Annotated in this window: 9 protein-coding genes and 1 pseudogene; 8 read left to right on the top strand and 2 right to left on the bottom strand. The window is 61.1% G+C overall.

Annotated features, from left to right (window positions below; all coding sequences use genetic code 11):
* The 4 genes from AWB67_RS33415 to fnr all read left to right on the top strand — a co-directional run.
* On the top strand, positions 1-741 hold a 741-nt coding region (locus tag AWB67_RS33415; RefSeq protein ID WP_143328439.1), incomplete at its 5' end, for a sensor histidine kinase.
* Positions 738-1,388, top strand: a complete 651-nt coding sequence (locus tag AWB67_RS33410) for a response regulator (RefSeq protein ID WP_087660292.1) — start codon at positions 738-740, stop codon at positions 1,386-1,388. The genes AWB67_RS33415 and AWB67_RS33410, both read left to right, overlap by 4 nt.
* A gap of 130 nt (positions 1,389-1,518) precedes the next feature.
* Positions 1,519-1,902, top strand: coding sequence for a response regulator (locus AWB67_RS33405; protein WP_087660291.1), 384 nt, complete (start codon positions 1,519-1,521; stop codon positions 1,900-1,902).
* Positions 1,903-1,918: 16 nt separating this feature from the next.
* The gene (gene fnr / locus AWB67_RS33400) at positions 1,919-2,695 is read left to right on the top strand and encodes a fumarate/nitrate reduction transcriptional regulator Fnr (protein ID WP_087660290.1); all 777 of its coding nucleotides are present in this window, start codon (positions 1,919-1,921) and stop codon (positions 2,693-2,695) included.
* Positions 2,696-2,823: 128 nt separating this feature from the next.
* On the opposite strand, the gene AWB67_RS33395 is transcribed toward fnr, so the two are convergent.
* Entirely contained in the window at positions 2,824-3,813 is a 990-nt protein-coding gene (locus AWB67_RS33395) for a zinc-dependent alcohol dehydrogenase family protein (protein WP_087660289.1), read from the bottom strand.
* 127 nt (positions 3,814-3,940) lie between these two features.
* Between AWB67_RS33395 and AWB67_RS33390 the strand changes: the two genes are divergently transcribed.
* A complete protein-coding gene (locus AWB67_RS33390; protein WP_087660288.1) occupies positions 3,941-4,972 on the top strand; it encodes an Acg family FMN-binding oxidoreductase in 1,032 nt (343 codons plus the stop codon).
* Between the two features lie 25 nt (positions 4,973-4,997).
* On the opposite strand, the pseudogene AWB67_RS33385 reads toward AWB67_RS33390, so the two are convergent.
* Positions 4,998-5,274 (bottom strand): annotated as a pseudogene (locus AWB67_RS33385) (DUF1488 family protein).
* Positions 5,275-5,480: 206 nt separating this feature from the next.
* Here AWB67_RS33385 and AWB67_RS33380 point away from each other — a divergent pair.
* From AWB67_RS33380 to AWB67_RS33370, 3 genes are read left to right on the top strand one after another with little or no spacing between them, the layout of a single operon-like run.
* Positions 5,481-6,140 (top strand): SagB/ThcOx family dehydrogenase, encoded by a 660-nt coding sequence (locus tag AWB67_RS33380; protein ID WP_087660287.1) that lies wholly within the window; start codon positions 5,481-5,483, stop codon positions 6,138-6,140.
* 55 nt (positions 6,141-6,195) lie between these two features.
* Positions 6,196-6,534 (top strand): c-type cytochrome, encoded by a 339-nt coding sequence (locus AWB67_RS33375; RefSeq protein ID WP_235008051.1) that lies wholly within the window; start codon positions 6,196-6,198, stop codon positions 6,532-6,534.
* Between the two features lie 22 nt (positions 6,535-6,556).
* Positions 6,557-7,006 carry a DUF3564 family protein gene (locus AWB67_RS33370; protein WP_235008050.1) on the top strand — a complete coding sequence of 150 codons (450 nt, stop codon included), beginning with the start codon at positions 6,557-6,559 and terminating at the stop codon, positions 7,004-7,006.
* Positions 7,007-7,162: the final 156 nt, after the last annotated feature.

Here is a 7,162-nt window from a genome sequence, read left to right as displayed (position 1 = left end):
ATGTTGCGCGACGTGACCGAACGCGTGAAAGCGGACAACGCGCTCAGGCGCTCGCGCGCAGAGCTGCGCGATCTGTCGGAGAACCTGCAAAACGTGCGTGAAGAGGAAAAGACCCGCATCGCACGCGAACTCCATGACGATCTGGGCCAACAACTGACTGCGCTCAAGATGGACCTTTCATCGGTTGAGCAGCTGATCCAGGCGGATTCGAGTGCTGGCGGGGAAATCATCCGACAATTGCGCGGCATGCGCAGTCTTGTGGACAAGACCGTCGCATCGCTGCGGCGGATCGCCGCCGATCAGCGACCGGTGATGCTGGACGACCTTGGGCTGATCCCCGCCATCGAATGGCTTGCGAACGACTTCACGAGCCGCTACGGTATCAATGTCGAGCGTCACATCGAGCCGGCAGCCATCGAATTCAACCGTATGGCCGCGACGACCGTATTTCGCATCGTCCAGGAAGCGCTGACGAATGTCGCGCGTCACGCCGAGGCGAGCCGCGTCACCCTGACGATTCGAAGCGACGGGGGACACTGCATACTACGCATATCCGACGACGGCCACGGCGCCGCGAAGCTCGACGCGCCTCAGCGAAGATCGTTTGGCTTACTCGGCATGCGCGAACGTGCGCGAATATTGGGCGGATCAATTTCCATCGATACAGAACCCGGTCAGGGATTTGCTGTCACTGTTACCTTCCCGGTGAAGGCGCTGCAACAGGAGGAAACGCATCCATGACCACCAAAGTACTGATCGCAGACGACCACGCCCTGGTGCGCGACGGGCTGCGTCATATCCTGCGCAATGCGATTGGCTTCGACGTCGTGGGCGAAGCGAGCGACGGGGCCACCACGATCGCGCTGATCCGATCCACCGATGCGCACGTCCTTGTTCTCGATCTGTCGATGCCTGGCCGCAGCGGCGTCGAACTGATCAAGCATATCAAAGAGGAAAAGCCTGGGTTGCGTATTCTCGTGCTCACCATGCATGCCGAGCAGCAATATGCGGCGCGCGCCTTCAAGGCGGGCGCCTCCGGTTATATGACAAAGGAAAGCGCGAGCGCGGAACTGGTTGGCGCCGTCACCAAGGTGGCCGCTGGTGGGGTTTACGTGAGTCTCGCAATGGCCGAACGCTTCGCACAAAGCCTGAACGAACCCGCCGACACGCTGCCGCACCAACGACTGTCTGATCGTGAATACGAGGTCTTTCGCCGTATGTGCGCCGGCGAAACGATCACGGAAATTGGCGAGGCGCTATGCGTGAGCGCGAAGACAGTCAGCACTTACAAATCGCGCATCCTGGAAAAGATGCAAATGCCGCACGAGGCCGCACTCGTGCGCTACGCGGTGCGTCATAAACTGTTTGACGATAACGACCAAGTGTGACGCTGTCTGCTTCGTGTAGGGAACGCCCTACACAGGTTCCGAAACGCCTACTCCAAGTTCAACCAACGCCGATTTCATCTTGAGTTCACTCGACCAATAATGGGCGCATGAACTCAAGTCGTCGTGCGCCATGCTGAAAGTTTTCCTGGTCGAGGATTCGTCACCCCTGCGTCAGCGGATCATCGCCATGGTCGAAAGCATCGAAGGGGTCGAGCTCGGTGGGGTAACCGAGGAGTCGCAGGCAGCGCTCGACGGGATCAAGGCGACCCATGCCGTAATCGTCGATTTGCGTCTCACCGGTGACAGCGGCCTGGAAGTCATCGCCGGTATCCAGCGCGAGCGCCTCCCGGTTGTCACCATCGTGCTGACCAACTATTCAGACGCGGCGTTTCGCAACGCGTGTCGGTCGGCGGGAGCCGACTTCTTCTTTGACAAAACGACCGAGTATGAATTGGCGCGTGCCACGATTGAACGCCTCGCACGTGCACGCCTCACCAACGCGAACGCCATCTGATGAACAGGAGACGAGCATGTTATCCGTGATCGAAAGCAGGATTGTCGCACCGATTCCAACGCCTATGCCGCGTCGCGCGTTTCAGATCGCCGACACCACGCCAAAGTGCACCGGTGTTCGATGCTCGACTTGCTCGATGCAGCAAATCTGCATGCCGCGGGGACTTTCACCGGCCGAGATGACGCGTCTGGATTCCGTCATCTGTTCGACTCGTATGCTCAAGCGCGGCGAGACACTGTATCGGGCAGGCGATGACTTCCAGAGCGTCTACCCGGTGCGTACGGGTTGCTTCAAAACGGTAGTCATGCATCGCGATGGTCAAGAACAGGTCACAGGTTTTCATCTCGCTGGTGACGCGCTCGGCCTCGACGGCGTATGCACCGACCACCACAGTTGCGACGCGATCGCGCTGGAAGACAGCGTCGTATGCATCATCCCGTTCGACCTGCTCGAACTGCTTTGCCGGGAAGTAAAGGTAATGCAGCATCATGTCCATCGGCTGATGAGCGGCGAGATCGTGCGGGAGTCGGGCCTCATGATGATGCTCGGGACGATGACCGCCGAGCAACGCGTCGCGGCGTTTCTGCTCAACCTATCAACGCGTTTTAAAGCGCGGGGCTACTCGTCCGCGGAGTTCGTCCTGCGAATGACACGCGAGGAGATCGGGAGCTATTTGGGCCTGAAACTCGAAACGGTCAGCCGCATGTTTTCGAAGCTTCAAAAAGCGGGTGTCGTCGACACACATGGCAAAGAAATCCATATCCTCGATCACGCAGGACTGGCGAACCTGTAGAAGACAGCGATGTCAGCGAACGCGCACGGCTCGGGGTACTCCGACGCTCCCAGCGACGCGCCCCTCTGCTTAAGGCGCGTTTCGTTGGCTGCGCGCTGGCCGCTGAGCAATGCATCAGCCATTCTGTATCAGTCATCAATGCGCAGCACCGCTGCGCCCGTAAGCCGTCCCTCGCGCAAGTCGGCGAGCGCCCGGTTCGCATCGCCGAGCGCATAGGAAGTCGTTTGAAGCTCCGGGAGGGTGTCTGCAGCAAGCTGCATGAACGCTCGCCCGTCATCACGCGTGAGGTTCGCGACCGACACCACCTGCCGCTCCCCCCACAGGAGAGCGTACTGGAATGACGGGATATCGCTCATATGAATTCCGCCGCACACCACGATGCCGCCCTTCGCCACCGCGCTCAACGCAACTGGCACAAGCGCGCCGACCGGTGCGAAGATGAGCGCTGCGTCGAGCTCGTCGGATGGTCTTTCGTCGCTGCCACCCGCCCAGTATGCGCCGAGCCGTAGTGCAAAGTTCTGTGCAGCAAGGTCACCAGGACGTGTGAACGCAAAAACCATGCGCCCCTGACGATGCGCCACCTGCGCGACGATATGCGCGGCGGCGCCAAAACCATAGATACCGACGCGCTTCGCATCGCCCGCCATCCTAAGGGTGCGATAACCGATCAAGCCCGCGCACAAGAGCGGCGCTGCTTCGACGTCTGAATACCGCTTCGGTAGATGAAGGCAAAAGCGGCTGTCAGCGACGACCCGCTGCGCATAGCCGCCATCGATGGTGTAGCCGGTGAAGCCCGGCGTGTCGCACAGGTTCTCTCGTCCGATCCCGCAATACCGGCAATGTCCGCACGTGTGTCCGAGCCACGGCATGCCGACGCGATCCCCGATCGCAAAACCCGTCACGCCGACCCCCAGCGCCGAAACCGTGCCCACGATCTCGTGTCCTGGGATCACCGGGCGTTTGGGGTGCGCGAGTTCGCCGTCGACAACATGAAGATCAGTGCGGCACACGCCGCACGCGTGGGCGTCAATCAGCAACTGGCCGGTGCCTGCGACGGGGTCAGGGACGTCCAACTCCCGCAGCAAGGGCGAATGTCCGTCGAAAACCATTGCGCGCATGTCGCTCTCCTCAGGTATCGCATTCATTTCACTGTACCGGGTCGGTTCCGGTTTGATCTGAGTCAACGTTCGGATGACGCCCTCTGGCACGATCAACGAAAGTGCCACCACGGGAAAGGATGACAAAATGCATCCGCTTACACACCGTTCCGCATGGGACCTTGACGAGAACCGATTGCCCCCACTGAGTGGCGCCGAGGCAAAATTGCGTTTCGCCGTGCAATATGCCGTGCTTGCGCCGTCAAGTCACAATTCGCAACCGTGGCACTTCATTGTCGACGGCGACACCGTGATGCTCTGCGCTGACCGGACGCGCGCGCTCCCCGTCGCCGACCCGTATGATCGCGAATTGATCATCAGTTGCGGCGCAGCGCTTTTCAACCTGCGCGTAGCCATGAGCCACTTCGGGCTCGGCTACGCGATCACGCTGCTCCCCGCGCCCGCGGACCCAGATGTGCTGGCGCAGGTGCGCGCGCTACCCGGCCATGTGACCGATGCGACTCTCCCTGCGCTCTTCGGTGCCATCCCGAAGCGGGCGACGACGCGCGAGGCCTTTACCTCGGAGGCAGTGCCGCCCGAGATTCAGGCGGAGCTGATCCGTGCTGCCGAAGCCGAAAGCGTGGAGGCGACATGCGTCGATGAGGCGCCGGTAAGTGAACGGATCGCCGACCTGATCGCCGAGGCCGATCACCTGCAGTTCCGCGATCCCCGCTTCAGGCGGGAGCTCGCAAGCTGGATCCATTCGCGACGCTGCGCGGATGGCATGCCCGCGTACTCCGCCGGTGTCAGCGCGCTGCTCGACATCGCAACGCCGCTCGTCGCCTCAGCGATTCGCACGTTTAATCTTGGCGGCGGGATGGCCGCGACGCATCGGTCGCTTGTCGATGGCTCGCCACTGCTCTTTTGCATCGGAACGGGCGCCGATAATCCGAGCGCGTGGCTTGCTGCGGGTCAGGCGCTGGAACGGGTGCTGCTAACAGGCGTCCTGCACGGACTTACCGCGTCGTATCTGAATCAGCCCATCGAAGCAGACCAACTGCGTGATACGTTGCGCCGGCAGATCGGAATGGACGCGCAGCCTCAATTGCTGATACGAATGGGGCGCGGGCCGCAGGTTGAGCATTCGCCGCGGCGTGACATGGGCGAGGTGGTTTCGTGACGTGCGGGTGCACGGATAGATCCAATTATTCGCAAAAGCGAAAGTAACCGCTGTGCATCAGGCACGGGTTTGCGGCCGAACGCTCGAAGCAAGCGTCGGGCCGCGCCTTCGATTTTGTCCCTGTGTGCGTCGAATGCCGCTAGCAAATCCTCTTCGCGCAGCGACGCCGCACCGAAATGGTCCTCCAGCGCCTCCGCCGAAACCCTGCGCTCGATGCGCTCACCGTCGACGACCGTCGAGAAGATGAGCATCAAGCTACGGCCGCAGTGGGCGGGCACTTGTTGGGGAAAGCTTATGATCATCGTTGAGCTCGATCGCCTGTTCAAACGGCAAGCGGTCCGCTGCAGCGGGCGGAGTTAAAGTCACCGCTACCTCGGTAACGCAGTGTGTCAGGCCGCGTAACGAGCGCGGTTGACGCAGATCAAGGCGACGGGCGCGCCTGAGAGCATCATCGGTGCAAGCAAGTGACGCACAAGTGCCAGACCCTCCTTTGCCATGCGAGGCGCCAATGAAACATCTTTTCACGCTGGGACACGCAGTGCTTGACCGGGCCGAGCCTCGGCCAGTCGTCGGTGTTGCGCTACCTCGCATCGAGCTCCCTGCACCAGAACGCTGCGGTGGCCGACCGGTTATGGAAGTATTCGCGCTGCGCCGTACCACGCGCGAATTCGCCTCCAACGACCTGAGTCTTGCCCTGCTGGGCGACCTGCTATGGGCCGCCAATGGCATCAATCGCGACGAAGAAGGCGGGCGCACCGCGCCGTCGGCACTTGGCGTTCACGAGATCGACGTATATGCCGTGCTGTCTCGAGGGCTATACCGCTACGATCCGTTGCGGCACGGCCTCGATCTTGTGGTTGCGAAGGACTTGCGCGGTCTCACCGGCTATCAAGACTTCGTCGGCGCCGCGCCGCTCGATCTTGTGTATGTCGCGGATTTTTCGCGCATGGGCGACGTTCCCCCATCGAATCGCGAGGCATTCGCCTCGGCAAGCGCCGGTGCGATCGCGCAGAATGTGTATCTGTTCTGCGCTTCTGCCGGTCTCGCCGCGGCCGCACGCGGTTGGTTGAACCGCAGCGCCCTTGCCGAGCAAATGCAACTCAAGCGCAACTGCGTACCCGTGCTGGCTCAGACGGTGGGGCATTTCGTCGCCCCGACTTCCCAATGATCCAACCGATAACGCAACGCGCCTCAGCGAATACGCCACCGTCGAGAGTGCACCGATGACCCTTCAACACCACCGTTTCAACCTTTCGATCGCCGCCGCCATTCTTTTCACCGCGACGCGCGCGTTTGGTCAATCTGAGCCGACACCGCTTGTCGACCAACAGCATTGCATGTTCTGCCATACCGACAATGCCCCATTTCTCGCACCATCGTTTCAACAGATTGCCGAACGCTACCGCAACGTACCCAATGCCGCCACCATGCTCGAGCACAAGCTTCGAATGGGTGGACGCGCTCATTGGGGCGACATGGCAATGCCCTCCGCTGGCGAACGCGGGGGCCCGCTTTCTGCGGAAGACGCTCATACCCTCGTGCAATGGGTCTTGAGCCATTAACCCTGAGATTATGGAGAACGTCATGCGCATTACCGTCAAACTGGATGGCTTTGGTCCTCTCGCCTCCGCCGCTTATGCAATCCTTTGGCTCGACAGAGAGACGCTTCGCTGGTCACGCGAGGGACACGACGCCCTGGCTTTGCCTGAATGGGGAACTCTGCAATCGTCACCTATCGGCACGCTGATTTGCGGAGCGCACGACATGGGCCCGATATTCGTGCTGAATCTGCTTCGAATCGACGCGTTTGCTCCTCGGAATAGCGAGACCGCGCCAGAGATTTCTTCAGGAAGCGCGCAAGGCGTGGCGGAGTATTACGCGAGCGGGAGCAAAGCAGCCCAAAAGGGGCACTGGCACGTGCAATGCATCGAACGCGAAACGATCCAGGCCGAGCACGAAGTCTTCTCAGACGAACAGGACCCGGAGAGCGATGGTGGCAGTGATGTCGGCGCGCGAGGAGCGTATGGGACCTGACGGGACCTGACTTCCCGGTCCACCGAGCCTGTGGCCAGATCAACACATGCACTGCGCAGCCACGAAAGAGCCTGGCCGACCACCACCAGCCAACCTGACAACGGCTTCCGCCCGAATCGGCTCCAACGCGTACGTGAGGAAAGCGTACGTCAGGAA

Source organism: Caballeronia terrestris (assembly GCF_001544515.1).
Lineage (GTDB): Bacteria > Pseudomonadota > Gammaproteobacteria > Burkholderiales > Burkholderiaceae > Caballeronia > Caballeronia terrestris.
The sequence above is the reverse complement of the archived record's forward strand: the minus strand, read 5'-3'. Positions and strand labels throughout refer to the sequence as shown.